This window comes from Hyalangium sp., from assembly GCF_035629615.1.
GTDB lineage: Bacteria > Myxococcota > Myxococcia > Myxococcales > Myxococcaceae > Hyalangium.
This window is the reverse complement of sequence record NZ_DASPHO010000641.1, coordinates 1-15,960: the sequence shown is the minus strand read 5'-3', so window position 1 is coordinate 15,960 and position 15,960 is coordinate 1. Positions and strand designations below refer to the sequence as shown.

General features: G+C 68.0%; 13 protein-coding genes. 2 read left to right on the top strand and 11 right to left on the bottom strand.

What is annotated here, in order from left to right:
- From VD972_RS32905 to VD972_RS32875, 7 genes are all read right to left on the bottom strand, one after another.
- On the bottom strand, nucleotides 1-429 hold a 429-nt coding region (locus VD972_RS32905; RefSeq protein ID WP_324992754.1), incomplete at its 3' end, for an ABC transporter substrate-binding protein.
- Between the two features lie 58 nt (nucleotides 430-487).
- Complete coding sequence (locus VD972_RS32900) at nucleotides 488-1,090, bottom strand: aminodeoxychorismate/anthranilate synthase component II (protein ID WP_324992753.1); 603 nt, start codon at nucleotides 1,088-1,090, stop codon at nucleotides 488-490.
- Complete coding sequence (pabB, locus tag VD972_RS32895) at nucleotides 1,080-2,582, bottom strand: aminodeoxychorismate synthase component I (protein WP_324992752.1); 1,503 nt, start codon at nucleotides 2,580-2,582, stop codon at nucleotides 1,080-1,082. Before pabB ends, VD972_RS32900 begins: the two co-directional genes overlap by 11 nt.
- Nucleotides 2,579-3,463: an aminotransferase class IV gene (locus tag VD972_RS32890; protein ID WP_324992751.1), complete on the bottom strand. Its 885-nt coding sequence runs from the start codon at nucleotides 3,461-3,463 to the stop codon at nucleotides 2,579-2,581. Before VD972_RS32890 ends, pabB begins: the two co-directional genes overlap by 4 nt.
- An 89-nt stretch (nucleotides 3,464-3,552) precedes the next feature.
- Entirely contained in the window at nucleotides 3,553-6,306 is a 2,754-nt protein-coding gene (locus VD972_RS32885) for a M16 family metallopeptidase (RefSeq protein WP_324992750.1), read from the bottom strand.
- Nucleotides 6,307-6,440: 134 nt separating this feature from the next.
- On the bottom strand, nucleotides 6,441-8,018 hold the full coding sequence (locus tag VD972_RS32880; protein ID WP_324992749.1) for a hypothetical protein: 1,578 nt from the start codon (nucleotides 8,016-8,018) through the stop codon (nucleotides 6,441-6,443).
- Between the two features lie 72 nt (nucleotides 8,019-8,090).
- Nucleotides 8,091-9,233, bottom strand: a complete 1,143-nt coding sequence (locus VD972_RS32875; RefSeq protein WP_324992748.1) for an AI-2E family transporter — start codon at nucleotides 9,231-9,233, stop codon at nucleotides 8,091-8,093.
- A gap of 682 nt (nucleotides 9,234-9,915) precedes the next feature.
- On the opposite strand from VD972_RS32875, the gene VD972_RS32870 reads away from it, so the two are divergent.
- A complete protein-coding gene (locus VD972_RS32870; RefSeq protein WP_324992747.1) occupies nucleotides 9,916-10,470 on the top strand; it encodes a hypothetical protein in 555 nt (184 codons plus the stop codon).
- Nucleotides 10,471-10,551: 81 nt separating this feature from the next.
- A complete protein-coding gene (locus VD972_RS32865; protein ID WP_324992746.1) occupies nucleotides 10,552-11,037 on the top strand; it encodes a hypothetical protein in 486 nt (161 codons plus the stop codon).
- Nucleotides 11,038-11,052: 15 nt separating this feature from the next.
- Here the strand turns inward: VD972_RS32865 and VD972_RS32860 are convergent, their stop codons facing one another.
- The 4 genes from VD972_RS32860 to VD972_RS32845 all read right to left on the bottom strand — a co-directional run.
- Complete coding sequence (locus tag VD972_RS32860; RefSeq protein WP_324992744.1) at nucleotides 11,053-11,166, bottom strand: aminopeptidase; 114 nt, start codon at nucleotides 11,164-11,166, stop codon at nucleotides 11,053-11,055.
- Nucleotides 11,167-11,203: 37 nt separating this feature from the next.
- Nucleotides 11,204-12,535 (bottom strand): P1 family peptidase, encoded by a 1,332-nt coding sequence (locus VD972_RS32855; RefSeq protein WP_414654172.1) that lies wholly within the window; start codon nucleotides 12,533-12,535, stop codon nucleotides 11,204-11,206.
- Nucleotides 12,536-12,569: 34 nt separating this feature from the next.
- Nucleotides 12,570-13,217 (bottom strand): TetR/AcrR family transcriptional regulator, encoded by a 648-nt coding sequence (locus VD972_RS32850; RefSeq protein ID WP_324992742.1) that lies wholly within the window; start codon nucleotides 13,215-13,217, stop codon nucleotides 12,570-12,572.
- 130 nt (nucleotides 13,218-13,347) lie between these two features.
- Nucleotides 13,348-15,960: immunoglobulin-like domain-containing protein (locus VD972_RS32845; protein WP_324992741.1), on the bottom strand; the 2,613-nt coding region annotated here is incomplete at its 5' end.

Below are 15,960 nucleotides of genomic sequence, written 5' to 3'. Positions count from 1 at the left end.
CTGCGGCACCCCGGCGGCCTGCGCCTTCTCCGCCATCGCCATCGATACCGACGAGGAGGCCTCGCCGATGATCACCGCCACCTTGTCCTGGGCGATGAGCCGCGTGACGGCCTGCGCCGCCTCCTCGGGCTTGCCCTGGCTGTCATACACCCGCACCGCCAGCTTCCTGCCCTTCACCCCACCGGCCCCGTTCGCCTCCTGGATTGCCAGCTCGATGCCGTTGCGAGCCGAGATGCCGAAGGTGGCTTCGCTGCCCGTGAGGCTGCCCACGCCTCCAATGAGGAGGGGCTCTGAGTCTGCGGGGGGGTTGGCCCTGGCCTCCGTGGGCGGAGTGCTCGTCGAGGGAGCAGGCGGGGGCTGCGTCTTCTTCTCGCAGGCCACCACGGCCAGAGCGAGCGCGACGAGGAGCATCGTGGCAGGACGGCGCATGGGCAGGCTTCCTCCAAGGAGCTGAAGTTGACTCTATCTCCTCACACGGGCCCTCCCCTCACTTGGAGTGATGGAGGAAGTTGTGGAGGAGCTGCAGGCCGCTCCGCGTCCCAATGGACTCCGGGTGGAACTGCACGCCGACGATCGGGTGTTCCTTGTGCGCCACGCCCATGATGAGGCCTTCCTCGCTGGTGGCCGTCACGCGGAGCGAGGCCGGCAGCGTACCCGGATCGATCATGAGCGAGTGGTAGCGCATCACCTCCAGCGGGCTCTCCAGGCCCGCGAAGAGGCCCTCCCCATCGTGGCGGATGAGGCTCGTCTTGCCGTGCATCACCTTGGGCGCGCGCACCACCCTGGCTCCGAAGGCCGCGCCGATGCCCTGGTGTCCCAGACATACGCCGAGCAGCGGGACTGTCCGGCCCAGCGTGAGGATGACCTCACGGCAGATCCCGAACCACGCGGGATCCTCCGGGTTGCCCGGCCCGGGAGAGATGATGAGGTGCGTGGGCTGCTCGGCGGCGATGGCCTCGACGCGGATCCGATCGTTGCGCACCACCTTGGCGTCTACGCCCGTCAGCTCCCCGAGTGCCTGGTAGAGGTTGTAGACGAACGAGTCGTAGTTATCGATGAGGACGATGCGAGGTGCTGGCTCAGCGCTCACGGGCAAGCTCCAGGGCCAGCACGAGTCCATGCGCCTTGTCGAGCGTCTCCTGGTACTCCTCCTCGGGGATCGAGTCCGTGACGATGGCTCCACCGGTGTGGAAGCGGATGCGATCACCCTGCTTGAGCAGCGTGCGGATCACGATGCTGAGATCCATGCCCCCATCGAAGTCGAAGTAGCCGATGCTCCCGGAGTACACGCCTCGCCGGGAGGGCTCCAGCCGGGAGATGACCTTCATCGCCTCGATCTTCGGTGCCCCCGTCATGGAGCCCCCGGGGAACGCCGCGCGCAGCAGATCCACCGCGTCGAAGCCGGCACGCAGGCGCCCGCGTACCGTGGAGACGAGCTGGTGCGTCATCGGGTACGTCTCCACCTCGCAGAGGCGCGGCACCCGGACGGTGCCGAACTCGCAGACGCGGCCCAGGTCATTCCGCGCGAGATCGACGATCATCAGGTTCTCGGCGCGATCCTTCTCGCTCGTCTCCAGCTCGCGATGGAGGACGGCGTCCTCCTCGGGCGTCCTGCCGCGGGGCCTCGTGCCCTTGATGGGGCGCGTCTCCGCCCAGCGCTCTCGATCCAGTGAGAGAAAGCGCTCGGGCGAGGCGGAGAGGAGCTCTCCCTCGGGGAAGCGCAGGTAGGCGGCCATGGGCGCCTCGTGGACCGTGCGCAGGATGCGGTACAGCGCCTCGCCAGAGCCCGTGTGCTCGGCGTCGAAGCGCTGCGTCAGGCAGACCTCGAAGAGATCCCCGGCGGCGATGTGCTCCAACGCCTGGTGGATTGCCTCCAAGTAGCGGGCCTGGGGGATGAACGGGCGGATGCCACTCTCGGCGAGATGGTTCTCCAGCAGCCGAGGGCGGAGGGCCAGCCGGGCCTTGCGCCGCTGGACGTACTCGGCCGCGCCTGGCCGGGGCTCCGAGGGAGGCAGCGACGCCAGACGCCGCAGCACGTCCTTCAGCTCTGCATCCGCCCGCCGCGAGGCCTCTTCGGGGCTTTCGCCGAACCCGTTGGCGAGCACCCAGCTCGTTCCCTCCAGGTGGTCTGTGGCCAGCACAGCGCCGCAGAACAGCAGGTAGGCGTCAGGCATCTCCAGGCTGTCTGCACCCGGGGATGGGATGGACTCGAGCGCGTGGAGCAGCTCGTAGCCGAGGTAACCCACAGCGCCCCCGAGAAATGGGGGAAGGCCCTCGGCCTCTCGAGGCGAGTCGGAGCGGTAGCGTGCCAGGAGCTTCTTCAGCTCCTCGGAGGGATCTCCAGGCAATGGGCGGAGATCTCCCGGTGGGCCCACCTGGCACGTGGTGCCGTGAGCCTGGAACACCAGGAACGGATTGGCGCACAGGAACGAGTACCGGCCCTGCGCGGAAGGCTGGCCTGGGTTCTCCAATAGGCAGAGGTATGACTGATCGGTAAAGCAGGACAGCGCCTGGTATGGCGTGACGGCCGTGGCGAGCCTCTGCACCCGCAGGCTGCGGTGGAGCGGGACGTGCGGGCTCATCCCTGCTTCCCTGAGTGCGACACAGCGGTGATGCGCTGGCGATAGAGGTCGAGCAGGCGCTGGTACACGGGCCCCGGCCTGCCCGCCCCAATCCGGATCTGGTCGATGCGAACCACGGGCACCAGCTCCGCCAGTGAGCTGGTAATGAAGACCTCCTCCGCCTCCGCGAGCGAGCGAGCCGGGAGCGGTTCTTCCACGGTGCGCAGACCGGACGCTCGGGAGATGGCGAGGACCGCCGCTCGGGTGATGCCGGGGAGACAGACATTCCCCGGTGGAGTCATGAGGGCTCCGTCCGTCACCGCGAACACGTTGGACACGGTTCCCTCGGTGAGGTGGCCTGACTCGTCGACGAAGAAGCCCTCTTGGACGCCGCGACGGGTGAGCGCCAGGCGCGCCATGACCGTGTGCTGGTAGCTGGTGGACTTGAGCGTAGGCGGAGGGTGGACCTGGGTGGGGCGGGCCCAGAGCACAGTGGCGGCGATGCCGTCCGTGTAGTGAGTCGCGGGATAGGTACGCAGCGGCAGCGCCGCGATCAGCACCGTAGGCGTGTCACAGCCCGCGGGATCCAGGCCACGACTGCTCACACCCCGAGTGACGGTGATGCGGAGGTAGGCCTCGGGCAGCTGCGCACGGGCGAGCGTCTCCAGCACCGTGGCTCGCAGCTCGCGCGCCGGAGGAGCGCCGTGGATGGCCAGCTCCGACAGCCCTGCTTCCAGCCGCGCGAGGTGCTCGTCCAGGTGGAGAGGCACACCTCCATAGGTCCGCAGGGTCTCGAAGAGCCCATCGCCGTAGAGGTAGCCGTGATCGAACGCCGGCACGGTGGCCTGGGCCGGCGGGACGAAGGCTCCATTCACGTAGACACAGCCTTCCGTCAATCCCATGGCGCTCCCAGAGCCCACCTCCGATCCTCTCCAGGCGGCAGGCTCCTTCGGGAGTCACCATAGGACAAAACGGGCGAGCGCTGCTCTGGTCACGGGAAGGCGGACTGCGTTGCTGTCCGCGCCTGCCCCTCATCCCCGACGATGCCCACCACGAGCCGCTCGGCACAGGCGGCGAACTGCTTCTGCAGCTCTGCCGAAGTGACCGCCTGCAGGAGCGCGGGCCGCCGGGTGACGGCCTCCGCGTCCCAGCCCAGCACCCGCGCGTTCAGCAGCGCCGACACCCAGTCCCTGGACGACGTCAGCGCCACAGCCTGCTCCCCGAGGAGCCGGCTCCGTGCGCTCTCCACCTCCGCCGCCGGCACTCCCTCCATGGCATAGGCCATCAGCGCCGCGCGCGCCGCCGCCATGGACGGCCCGAGCTGCGCGGCGTCCACCACTCCCTCCATCAACAGGTGGGCAGCACCGCCGCGCGCCATCGACACCTGCGTGTAGAAACCGTACGTGGCCCCCATCTGCTCGCGAACCTGGTGCCACATGCGCGCCCGCAGCACCGCCGCCATCAGCGCGTAGCGCGCCGCCGCCTCGGGCGTCGCCTCTTGCAGCCGGCAGGCCAGCTGCACGTGCCCCTGCGTCGCGCCGGGGCGTGGAGTGACGAGCACCTCCGGCCGTGCGGAGGGACTCGGCAGCGCAGGTGCCGCGGGAGCCTCCATCGCCGCGCCCTTTCCACCCCAGCCCCCCAGGTACTGGTGCACCAGCGGCATCACCTGCTGCGGATCGAACTCGCCGGCGATCACCACCACCGCGTTGGAGGGGCGATGCACCTGGGAGAGCCACCCCTCCACCTCCGACTGCGTCGCCTGCCCCACTTCCTCGGCCGTCACCACATGGCCATAAGCATGCTCGCCATAGAGCGCCCGCAGCAGCGCCCGCTGCGCCCGCACCTCGGGATAGGCATCCACCGCCTTGCGCCAGGGGAGCACGTTCTCGGCGAAGATGCGCAGGATGTCGTACTCGGTGCCCATGCTGGACAGCTCCTCCCCGAGGATCGCCAGCATGTTGCCCACGTTGCCCGCCGCGCCCGCCATCCCGTAGCGCAGGTGATCGCGGTAGAGCTGACGCGAGCTGCGCAGGCCAAAGTCGCCGGGCTGCCCCTGGAAGTCGGACCTGCGGAAGGACACCCACTCGGCCAGCTCCGCCACGCCCCGCTTGCCGCTCACCTCACCGCCGCCCAGCGCGACCCCCACGCTCACCAGCGGCAGTCCCGGCCGAGGCGCCAGCACCACCTCCACGCCATTGCCCAGGCGCACCGAGGTGATCGGCGCGGAGCCCGTGAGCGCCGCGGGCAGGGGCCCCTGAGGCCCTGCCACCACCGCCTCGTCCGGCGGCAGGCCCGTGGAGGAGGTCAACGCCGGCACCCCGTTCTCCCCAGGCTTCACCAGGAGGACACGGGCCCGGTCGCGCTGCAGCCACTGGTAGGCGAAGTCCGTCACCTTGGAGCCGTCCAATGCCGCCAGCGCCGTCTGGGTGCGGCCATAGGCTCGCGCGTCCAGCGAGAAGTGGGTCAGCTCGGCCCGGCGCACCGCACGCGCCAGGAGATCCTCACTCTCCAGCGCCATGCCGATGACGACGCTGCGCTGCATCCTCTGGAAGGCGAGCTGGCGCTCCAGCACATTCCCCGCCCCTCCGCCCGAGTCCCAGATCTGGAACACCTGATCCAGCACCTTCTCGGCTGACTTCTCCGGATGGGCTCCCGTGTTGAGCGGTACCCGGACCAGCAGCAGCGAGGCCCGCGTGCCGGGGATGAGCTCCGTGGACATGCCCGCGATGTCACCATCGGTCATCATCGCGCGGAAGAGCACCGAGGAGAGGCTGGCTTGCACGAAGTCGTGCACCGCGCTCGCCTCATCGAAGCCGCGCGGCAGCACCCATGTCAGGTACAGCTCGGGCGACGGAACCGCGGCCTCGTGCGTCACCAGCTTCGCGGCCTTCGGCGCGAGCGGCGGCTCGGGGGCCGGCTGCGGCAGCCGTGGGCTCACCGCCAACGGCAGGCCCTCGCCATGCCACGTCTCGGGCAGGCTCTCCTTCAGCAGCGCCTCCATGGCCACCAGATCCACGTCGCCGGTGATGACCATCGTCACATTCTCCGGCTGGTAGTTCTTGCGCACGAAGCGCTGGGCGTCCGCCAGGGTGAGCTGCGTGAGCGAGTCATGGCTGCCGATGACGGGCCGCGCGTAGGGGTGCCCGGCGGGGAAGGACGTCTCCTGCACCCAGTGGAAGATCTGGCCGATGAAGCCCGTCTCGTTGCGCTGGCGCAGCTCGTTGCGCACCACCTCGCGCTCCACCGCGAACACCTGCTCGGTAATGCCCGCGAGCGGTGCGGCCAGCCGCTGTGACTCGAGCTTCAGCAGCGCCGGCAGCGCCTCGCGCGGCACGAGCGTCTCGTAGGCGGTGTGATCCAGGCTCGTGAAGGCGTTGAAGCGGCCGGCCCCCACCTGCTCCAGCCGCGTCCACACCGACGGGCCGCCCGAGTGCCGCGCGCGGAAGGCCAGGTGCTCCACCACGTGCGCCAGGCCCTCCTTGCCCACGGGATCATGCGAGCCACCCACGCCCACCACCGCCACCACAGCCACCACCGGTGAGCGCCGGTCCTCCTCCACCACCACCCGCAGCCCCGACGGGAGACGGAAGTCCCTGAGGGGGAAGCTCACATCGCGCATCACCACCTTGCCCCGCTCGGGCAGCGCGGTGGCACATGCGGACAACGCCAGAGCACACAGGAGCATCAGCGCCACGGTGGCGTGGAGACGCTGACGGCGACAGGAGTTCAGGACGGGAGCAGGCATGGGGCGGGACTTTCCACACCCGTCCGCGCCTCACAAGTCCGGAGTGGCGGCTCCCTCGGCCCGGCCCTCCTGCGCCCGGTTCGTGACAGTGCCATCGCACCGCGGGGAGCCCTCGGGCCCTGGCGGCGCGGTGCTCAGAACGACGCAGTCAATCCCCAGCGCACGTCGATGTGCTGCTCCGAGGCCACCCCGCCCTGCTCCCAGCCGAACCGAGCGCCGCTGCCGGTGAAGGTGTCCTTCACCGACGTGTACCGGGCGCGCACCGAGTACCCCAGCGGGCCCCACACCTCGCCCGCCAGGCCCAGCTCACCGAACCAGCCGAAGCTGGACACCTCCGCGCCCAGATCCCTCACCTCCAGCTCCAGCTCGCCCTGATCGGCGGTGAGGCTCGTGCCCGCCTTGGGGCCGATGAAGAACTGCCCTCCGCCCTCCACGCGCAGCCAGTGCCGCAGCGGCACGGAGAACTCCAGCCCCGCCGCGGGGTGCAGCCGGTGCGAGCCCGTCAGCGGGGCCCGGGCCTGCTGATCCACCTCGAACTCCCGGCTCAGCAGGCCCCCTCGGAAGCCCGCGTACCCGAGCCGCGGCCGAGAGTCCGTCCCCAGGTTGAAGTAGTAGCGGTACAAGAGCATGGCGGTGAGGACCGAGTCGGTGGCCACCACGCTGCGCGTCGGCGTCTCGCCCGTCTGCGTCGTCACCTTCACCCGCGTCTCCGAGTAGCCCCGCTGGTAGCCCACCAGCAGGCCCACGCCGCGCCACGGCTTCTCCGTGCGCGCCAGCGGCAACACCTCGACCTGCCCCACCAGCCCCAGGTAGGGCACCCCGGACTTGAAGTCGATCGTGTCCCCGGTCCGCTCCTCCTCGGGCCGACGATCGAACTCGCCGCACGAGGAGACGCCCGGCCGCGCGCAGTAGCTGCGCCAGGTCGTGCTGCCTCCCAGGAAGAGGGAGACCATGGGCGGGTGCCGGTACCGATCCTTGGCCTCCAGCTCGGCGCGCGTGGCGTACTCGTCGAACACCTTCGTGGAGGTGTGCGACTCGTCTTCCAGAGACGTGGGAAGCTCCAGCGGCTCCGCAGGCGGCTTCGGAGCGGCGGAGACACCCGGAGTCTCGGCCGGAGGGGGCGTGGCAGGCGGCGGCGTTCCTTCAGCCGGGGGCGGCTTCCCCGTCTCCGGGGGCGTCGCGGTGGCAGGTGGGGAGGGCTCTGGCGGGGAAGGCTGCGCGGGCGGCTCGGGCGGGGGCGGATCGACTGGAGGCACCACCGGCGGAGGAGGCGTCGCGGCCGTGGTCGCAATTCCCGCAGCTAGCTTCCGCACCTCGCTTGCTGGCAGCTTCCCGCGCTGGAGCTTCACGCTCTTCGTCCATAGCTCCTGGCCGCTGGCGCCCAGGATCTGCAGGGACAGGGTGCGCCCCGCCTTGCCTGTCACCACCGCGTCGAGCCCGAGCCCGGCGGCCACCTGCGCCACCCCCTCGGGTGAACGGGAGGCCGCACCCTTCAGGCCCGCCTTGCTGGCGGCGCTCGTGTACTGCTTGAGCGGAACCACCTCTACCTGCTTGTTCTTCTTGAGGGCATTCTCCAGCTGCGTACGCACCGCGTCACGGCGGTCCCCCTCGAAGTCGAGGAGCACCACCCGCGGCTGCGTCGCCTTCTGGGCCAGCGCCACCTGCGCGGTCAGCACCAGTGGCAGGGCGAGCAGTACGCCCCACCGACTCATCCATCGTCCCGAAGACCTCATCCAGGTGGGGAGGTTCACCCACCGTCCGCACGATGTCCACAACCACAGGCATCACGTCTCCGCGGAGGACGCGGACAAGGTGGGCTGGACCTCGAGGACGGAGGGCGTCGCCGGCGCGGGCGGCTCGACCGGGGGCTCGACGAGCACCGGCTGGGTGATGCCCAGGAAGTCACGCCGGTAGATGCGCACCATGGCCATGAAGAGCGAGGCGATCAGCGGCCCCACCAGCATCCCCATCATCCCGAACACCGCCACCCCTCCGAACATGGAGAGGAAGACGAGCAGCGGGTGCAGCGCCATGCGAGAGCCGCACAGCCGGGGCCGGATGAAGTTGTCGGCAGTGCCCACCACCAGCGCACCCCAACCCGCCAGGAAGAGCCCCTCACCTACCTTGCCCGACAGGGCCAACAGGATGCTGATGGGGACCCAGACCAGGCCCGTGCCCACCACGGGCACCAGCGCGGCGATCACCATGGCAGCCCCCCACACGCCCGCGTGGGGCACGTCGGCAATGAGCAGCCCGACCAGGCCGACGGCGCCCTGGATGAGGGCGGTGACGGTGTTGCCGTAAACGATGGCATAGGCCACGTCCACGAAGTCGCGCGAGAAGCCCTGGATGTAGCGCTTGTCCAGGGGGACCAGGCGGATGGCCTCCGCGTACAGGCGGCGCCCGTCCAGGAAGAAGTAGTACATGGCCACGGTCATGAGGAACAGGTTGACCACGAAGGCCGAGCCCACGCCTACCGCGTGCCGCAGCACCGTGGCGCTCGCGGTGGCGCCCGACACCAGCGCCCGCTCCAGCTCCGAGCCCACCGTCTCCGTGCTCACATAGCGGCTCAGCCCGGCCGGAAGGTTGGAGAGGAGCTCCTGGCGCACGTCCACGCGCTCAAGGACGGAGGGCAGGTTCGTCGCCAGCTGGAGCAGCTCACGCCCCACCAGCCACCCCACCCCGGCCAGCGGCAGCAGGATGAGGAGGAAGACGGCCAGGGTGGACAGGGCGGCGCACAGCGCCCCGTGTCCCTTCAGCCGCCGACGCAGGAAGTCCTGGATCGGTAAGAAGAGGACGACCAGGAAGCCGCCCAGCAGCACCGGCATCACGAACGGCAGCAAGATGCGGGAGAAGAGAATGATTGCGAGGGCAAACAACCCCGCAAAGACGAAATTGGACCACCGCTTCGAGTCCGCCGCCGACACTCCCCACCACCCTTGGGCCCACGGCCCCCACGCGCCGAGATCAACGTAGGAATGGCCCCTATCTCGGGGAAGTCCCGACACCCCCTCAGAGGAGACGAACAATGACTTCTGGACGCCAGCCCGGCCGCAATGTGCAATGATGGATTCAAGAGCCGTTTCCTCGACAAAGCCACTTTCCGCGACAAAGCTGCTCTGGAGGACCCATGATGAAGTGTACGAAGTATATCTTGGGTCTGGCGATGGTCTGCGGTCTGTGTGGCGCGGGCCCCAATTGGGTCCATGGCTTCGTAACGCCCAGGAAGTTTGAGTTTAGACAGATTGTTCCTGTGGATGTTGATGGAGGCTGGCGAGCAGTATGTCTGCGTGCTGCGTTCACGCACGGAAACACGGATATCACCATCCGGTGTACATTCACGGTAGGCACGCCGCTCCGGCTTCGCCCAGAGGCCCCTCCGCCGCGCTACATCACCCTTGAACATGCGCAGGCAGCAGGAGCTACAGCAGCCAATCAAGCTGCCTATTCTGTGCTCTCGAAGGCCTCACCCGATTCGATGTCCGCCGTCCTATGTGACACCTTTGTGGGAGAGTACAATCGCCTACTCAAGGCCGGCATTCCTGGCTCCCGCGTGAACAGCACCTGTATTCATGACATACCAGTCAATCCCGTGTCGCCGGACGGCCAATGACAATCCCTTCTCTTGCCTCTCTGATTGCGACCGCGCAGCAATTTTATCCTTTGGGCATCGGCCCGTGGGATGAACGTTATACCGAGACCCCTGAATATGGCCGTGCCCGCGAGGCGTGGCGACACGCACTGCAGAACAAGGAGCCATGGCAACGAGTTTTGGCACTTCTGCGAGAACGTGCCTCCCCGCCCTACCGGGTCCGTGAATTGACCGTGCCTTACATGCATCAATCCTGGAGAGTGGCACTGCTGCGCGAAGGAACGCCATATATTGCCGTAGGGTGCGTGAGTGTGCTCGCCCCGGTTTACTTTTGCTATGGGCTAAACGGATTGGGGCACGATCCCGAGGTATTGTTACAGCAGCAGCCTCAAGAGGTGGCAGAGGGGGCCGCAACAATTGAGAGCATCATCCAAGAGGTGTTCAGATACGAGCCGCTCTCGGTTGATGTAGCCCTGGCGATTGTACCGGGAGTGGAGATCGAGCGCTGTCCACCCCATGGAGCAACCCTGCTTGCGGCCCTGATTTCCAATGATCTGAATCACTACGTGTAAGAGAGCTTGCGAGACGCGCCGCATCAGAGGAGCGCGGAGCGAAGCTCTGTCGGCAGCCCCGCGGGCATGAGGAGACGAACAATGACTTCTGGACGCTTCTGGATGATCGCCGCCACGCTCGCGAGCACCACCGCGGCCCTTGCCGCCGGGTGCGGCGACAACGGCTCGCCCTGCAGCACCTGCCCCTCCATGGAGGGCCGCTACGCGCTGGAGTTCGCGGAAGGTGCGATACCGGCCGACTGCGCCTCGCTGGGGGTGACGCTGCCGCAAGGCCCGCTGGACATCCAGCGCGCGGGAGCAGGGCTCACCGCCACCCTGGAGGGGGTGGAGCTGCAGGGGACTGTGTACCAGACCTTCGACTTCAGCCTGCTGGGGACGCAGGCGGCGCTGGACGGGGGCAGCACCCAGTACAGCGTGAGCGGGCGCTACACCCCGGCACGCACGGACGGCGGCACGGGAGGGATCTCCGGCTCGTTCACGGGCACCTACGCCCGGGGCTCGGCCCAGGGGACGCGCCGCTGCTCCATCCTCCGGGCCTACACGGCCGCCCAGCAGCGGCAGCCGTGAGCCAGGAGGCAAGGCCTACTTCTTCTTGGTGCCTTCCTTGGCGGCGGCCTTCTGCTTCTTCATGCGCTTTCTCCACGCCTGACGGTTCTTCATCTGCACGCGGCGGTGCTTGCTCTTGCTACGGGCCATTCAAGTGACTCCTGGGTGAGGTGAGGAAAAGGGAGCGCTACGTATCAGAAGACCCCCCGGGAGAGGAACCCTCTGCTTCATCCGGGGCGGGCCGTGTCGGATAGGGGATGCCCTCGGCCCCCCGGACGTCGGTGGGCAGGGCCTCGGCCAGGCGCACCTCGCCCTCCTTGTCAGCGTCCTGGGGCTTCTCGCGGGAGGCCGGGGCGCTGCTCTGCTGGGGGCGCTTCTTCACCGAGGCGAAGATGGGGCGGCACGCGTCCACGAAGCGCCGCACCTCGTCCAGCGGCAGCGCCGGGCAGTAGTTGTCGTTCACGCCCTTCATGGGCTCGGCCATGCACATGGAGTTGAGGATGGCCTCCTCGGTGGCCTCCATGACGGCCTCGTAGAGCGGGTCCAGCCGCTGATCCAGGAGGATCTTCAGCTTGTAGACCATCTTCTGGGTGCGCCGGGGGATGATGTTGGCGGTGGAGAAGCCGACGATGATCTCCCCGGAGCCGTGCGCCGCGTAGCTGCCCACCCGGCCGATGCCCAGTGACACGCGCTTGCACAGGCGGTTGATCTGGTGGCTGAGCAGGGGGGCGTCCGTGGCCACCACGGCGATGATGGAGCCGTAGGTCTGCCCGCGCTTGCGCACCTCCTTGAACTTCTCGGCCAGCACCTCGCCTACCGGCAGGCCGCCCACCCTCAGGTTGTGCATCTTCCCGAAGTTGGACATCACCAGCACACCCAGGGTGTAGCCCCCCAGGGCCTCGGGCAGCTTGCGCGAGGAGGTGCCGATGCCGCCCTTGAAGTCGCACGTCACCATGCCGGTGCCGCCGCCCACGTTGCCCTCGGCCACCGGGCCGGACTTCGCGTTCTGGATGGCCTCCAGCACGTGCTGATCGCGCACGTGCCGGCCGGAGATGTCATTGAGCCAGCTGTCGTCGCACTCGCCGACGATGGGGATGATGACGTCGTGCTCGTCGCCGATGCCGGGGTAGCGATCCACCAGGTAGCGGGCCACCCCGTCCGACACGGCGCCCACCGCCATGGTGTTGGTGAGCATGAGGGGCGTCTCCATCAGGCCCCACTCCATGAGCTGCGTCATGCCGGACACCTCGCCGGCGCCGTTGAGCACGAAGCCGCCGCCGTTCATCCGCTCCATGAAGATGTTGCCGTTGTTGGGCAGGATGGCGGTGACGCCGGTGCGCACGGGGCCGTGGCCGGGCCTCAGCGGGCCCTCTCCCCGGATGAGGGTACAGTGGCCGACGAGCACGCCCTCCACGTCGGTGATGGCGTTGTACCTGCCGGGCTTGAAGCGGCCCAGGGGCAGCCCCAGCTCCCGGGCGCGGACGCGCGGCACGGTCAGTTCCAGTTGGCGCTGAGACATAGCGGACAGGACCGTAGTCCAGCCCCGTGCCCGGTCAACCGTTCTGAGCAGGGAGAAGGAGCCCTTCGACCAGCAGCCGGGTCTGGAAGAGGGCAAGTTCCTCCGGGCTCATGGTCGAGTTTCCGGCCCGCTGGAGCACCCCATCCACCAGCAGCGAGGCCAGGCCGTGCACGAGGGACCAGGCGGCCAGTCCCAGGGGCAAGGGGTCTCCCCCGCGCAGCAGGCCTGCCTGCTGGCCCTGGACGAGGCACTGCATGAGCAGCCCGAAGGAATGGCCGCCCTCGGTGGCCAGCCCCTGGTGCTCGCCCTTCCGGGTGAAGTGCGGCCCGAACATGACTCGGAAGTGCGAGGGGTTCTGGACGGCGAACAGGACGTAGGCCACCCCACAGGCGTGCAAGCGCTCGACGGGGCTGCTCTCCTCGTCCATGCGCTGGCGCATCTGCTCGGCCATGGTGCGAAAGCCCTCCTCTGCCACGGCCGCCAGCAGGGCCTCCTTGTCCGCGAAGTGACGGTAGGGCGCGGCGTGCGTGACGCCGGCCCGCTTGGCCACCTCCCGCAGGGAGAGCGCGCTGAACCCCTCCTCGGCGATCAGGCCCAGGGATGCATCGATAAGGGCGCGGCGCAGATCTCCATGGTGGTAGCTGGGCTTGGGCTGCGAGCTCGTCTTCTTCCGGGCGGCCATGGAGTGGTTCTCCTCTCGGGGAAACTAGCACTGGCGCGCCCGAAAGTAACCACTGTCTACTTGGGACATGGATTCGGCCAGATCCTTTGGCCGAATCCATGGTTAGCACTTCTGCAAGCCTGACAGCGCCTCACCAGGGGCAGTCCACCACCTCCACAGTCCGGGTGACAGACGGAGCGCTGTTGCCTCCGCTGTCCGTCAGCAGGTACCGCACGGCGTACACGCCCTGCACCCAGCCATTCACATAGTCCCCTGCTTGCACCACCGTGGGCGACACGTCGCCGTAGCACGCATCCGTTGCCTCCACCCCTGGGTCCACCCACACGCTGCCGCACTGATGCGCCATGTGATCAGGCCCCTTCAAGCTCAGTGTCGGAGCGGTCCGGTCGTCTACGTGCACCGTCCGGAGGGCGCTCACCGTCTGCCCCGTGGTACTCCAGGCGATGTACTGGACCGAGTAGGTCCCCTCGGCGCGCACGTTGGGGCCCGGCCCATACGAATCCTGTCCCGAATTGTACCGGTGCACCTCGAGAGCTCCGCACGCGTCCCACGCCTGTGCGCCAGGATCACTCCAGGTGTCCACACCGCACTCGAGCGTCATCTCGCTGTCCCCGTTGAGCGCCAGCGTGAGCGGCCCCCACTCCTTCACTGTCACCGTCGCCTCGCACGAGGACGACAGGCCTGCGGCGTCCGTGCAAGTCAGCGTCACCCGCCGCGATCCCGTCGAGTCAGGCTCCCCGGAGGTCCGCACACACCTGAAGGTATCCCCCACGTCTGGATCGTACGAGCCGTCATCCACGGAGTCCGTCGCCCCGCACACCGGATCCGCCGGCACCGTCACATCATGGCATCGCGCCACTGGCGGCCGGTTCGTGCGCCCACGGGCCACCTCGACCTGGGTCTTAACGACAGCCATATTCCCCTCCGGATCGACTACCCTCACTCCGACTGTCCGGAGCCCAGCGGGATCCTGGATTGACGTCGTGAACGGCACCGACTGTCCCGAGCTCTCGAAACTCCCATCGGCATCGAGATCCCACGTGTAGCTGAGCGGATCTCCCTCTGGATCGATCCCCGTCGCCGTCAGCTGCAGGGTCTCACCGGCATTGACGCGGAACGGACCTTCGAGGAACACGGCCGGTGTCCCAAGCGTGGGGGCAAAGCTGAGATACGAGTAGGCCTGCGTCGTATGGGCCAGCGCGATCTCCTGGCTCAGCAGCGGAGCATGCCGCTCATCCAGGAGCCGCACGTTCCGGAGGGTGTAGGGCCCGTCCGCCCTCGACCGGTAGATCTCCTCCGCGCGGAAGCGCAACTCGACCTGGTTGACGCCCACGTGAGCTGGCGCGGAGCTCACGGTCCTCGAGACGACGCTCCCATCCGCGGCTGTCAGCTCGGCGAAGACACCGAGATTGCCATCCCCATAGTCGGACTGAACCTCCAGAGTGACCGCCAGTGCGCTGTTCAGCGACGGGACATCCTCACGCGGGATGGCGCGATCCGTGTGCTCGTGGCCCAGGTGCACCGCCGTGGAGTGGATCTGGAAGAGCTTCCGTCCACCCCGTTCGAAGGCGACTCCGTCCGAGCGCTGACCCGTGACGGACCAATCGAAGGCGGCGTATCCGGACGCATCGGGAATCCTGTAGCGGCCCGTGTACTCGGTGGCGCTGGTCTGCTGTAGCAACACGCTCTCCGAAGCACCCCCGGTGAGACGCACCGTCACCTGGACCTCCGCCGCCTGAATTGGCTGGGAGAGGCTCATGCTCAGCTGAGCCTCGCCACCGGGATCATAGGAGGAACGATCGCTGGAGAACCCGGTCACGAGGGGACTGTCGAACGAGGCTGCGCCCTTGAAGGAAGTGCCCTCCTCGGGAACGTCGCTGTCTCCCTCGAGCACGAGCTGCCAGGTCCCCGGGCGCGCCGCGGGGAAGTAGTACGCCGCGCTCGTCGGAGCAGCGGAGTAGACGACGATGTCCGGATCCAGCTCCGCCACCTCTTCGCTGTCGGGATCGTTGGGGTCGCCTTGGATTGAAGCAGCATAGGCAGGGTCGATCACCTTGCCTGTGGGATCGATCAGCGTGACGTGGACCTTGCCCTGCTCCCACGAGGCGAAGAACGTGGTCGCGCCCCCTTCAATGAAGATCAGCCGCTCCCTGCGCTCCCCGGCGTGAAGGATCCCCTCATCCATGCGCGAGGACTGATTGAGCTCCGGCGGAGACGCCTGCTCGAAGGAGGATTGCAGTCCCTTCGGGTTCGACGTCTTGCGCGCGGCGGACACCTCGTACCCACTGAGCCAGCCGCACGCCACCGCGTTGCGATCAATGAGGATGCGCTTCGAGCACTCGCCGAACCCTTCCTGCGAAAGGCCGCTATCCCAGTGGTGATAATCGCGATTTCCCAGCGCTGTCGTATGCACCTCGCGCGTGACGTATTTGTCAATCATGGGCCCTGGAATTCCCATGGCGCTGCCCGTGGTGATGAGGCCATCGTTCGGGGCGAAGATTACGGCGCCCAGGGCCCAGCCCGCGGCGTTGCGGAAGGTCAGATCTGGCCAGGGGATGGAGGGCGGACAGATATTCCTGCCAGCGATCTTGAAGCACACCTTCGTCGTCGTCCACATGGGAGCGTTGCCGGCAATCAGGTGGTAGGTGACCCCACTGCGCTGGAAGTGGGTGAGGTTGAAGAGCGCCATGCCCGCCTCGGTCATCTGGCAGACGGCATCGGGGCCCAGGTTCGTCAGGCAGGC

What these genes read in the sequence shown, in the direction of transcription:
- pabB (WP_324992752.1), bottom strand. Translation starts at nt 2,582, where the DNA reads ATGAGCCCGCACGTCCCGCTCCACCGCAGCCTGCGGGTGCAGAGGCTC.
- VD972_RS32890 (WP_324992751.1), bottom strand. Translation starts at nt 3,463, where the DNA reads ATGGGATTGACGGAAGGCTGTGTCTACGTGAATGGAGCCTTCGTCCCG.
- VD972_RS32885 (WP_324992750.1), bottom strand. Translation starts at nt 6,306, where the DNA reads ATGCCTGCTCCCGTCCTGAACTCCTGTCGCCGTCAGCGTCTCCACGCC.
- VD972_RS32880 (WP_324992749.1), bottom strand. Translation starts at nt 8,018, where the DNA reads ATGAGTCGGTGGGGCGTACTGCTCGCCCTGCCACTGGTGCTGACCGCG.
- VD972_RS32870 (WP_324992747.1), top strand. Translation starts at nt 9,916, where the DNA reads ATGACAATCCCTTCTCTTGCCTCTCTGATTGCGACCGCGCAGCAATTT.
- VD972_RS32865 (WP_324992746.1), top strand. Translation starts at nt 10,552, where the DNA reads ATGACTTCTGGACGCTTCTGGATGATCGCCGCCACGCTCGCGAGCACC.
- VD972_RS32860 (WP_324992744.1), bottom strand. Translation starts at nt 11,166, where the DNA reads ATGGCCCGTAGCAAGAGCAAGCACCGCCGCGTGCAGATGAAGAACCGT.
- VD972_RS32855 (WP_414654172.1), bottom strand. Translation starts at nt 12,535, where the DNA reads ATGTCTCAGCGCCAACTGGAACTGACCGTGCCGCGCGTCCGCGCCCGG.
- VD972_RS32850 (WP_324992742.1), bottom strand. Translation starts at nt 13,217, where the DNA reads ATGGCCGCCCGGAAGAAGACGAGCTCGCAGCCCAAGCCCAGCTACCAC.